Below are 406 nucleotides of genomic sequence, written 5' to 3' on the forward strand. Positions count from 1 at the left end.
AGCTGGTGCGCAACCCCGACTACAACTGGGCGCCACCCACCGCCAAGCACCAGGGCCCGGCCTGGCTCGACCGGATCGTCTGGAAGTTCATCCAGGAACCTTCCGTGCGCTTCGCCTCGTTGCAGGCTGGCGAGGTCGACGTGATCGAAGCGTTGCCGCCCGAATCCCACGAGGCCGCTCGACGCAACCCGGACCTGACCCTGGTGATCGCCCAACGCCCCGGCAACCCCACCAACGGCACGCTGAACATTACCCGTGCGCCGTTCGATGACGTGCGAGTGCGCGAAGCCTTCGTGCGCAGCTCCGACATCGAGGGCGCGTTGAAGAGCGTGTACTTCAACGAATTCCCCCGCGCCGGCGGGCCGCTGAGCCCTGCCACGCGCTTTTACAGCCCGGAGTTCCAGCA

1 protein-coding gene is annotated in these 406 nt (G+C 66.7%); it reads left to right on the plus strand.

Going from position 1 to position 406, the window contains the following annotated elements:
- Window positions 1–406 (plus strand): ABC transporter substrate-binding protein (locus E4T71_RS09125; RefSeq protein WP_209304500.1); only part of this gene is annotated, 406 nt, incomplete at both ends.

It is taken from the genome of Streptococcus sp. WM07 (genome assembly GCF_004570525.1).
Classification (GTDB): domain Bacteria; phylum Bacillota; class Bacilli; order Lactobacillales; family Streptococcaceae; genus Streptococcus.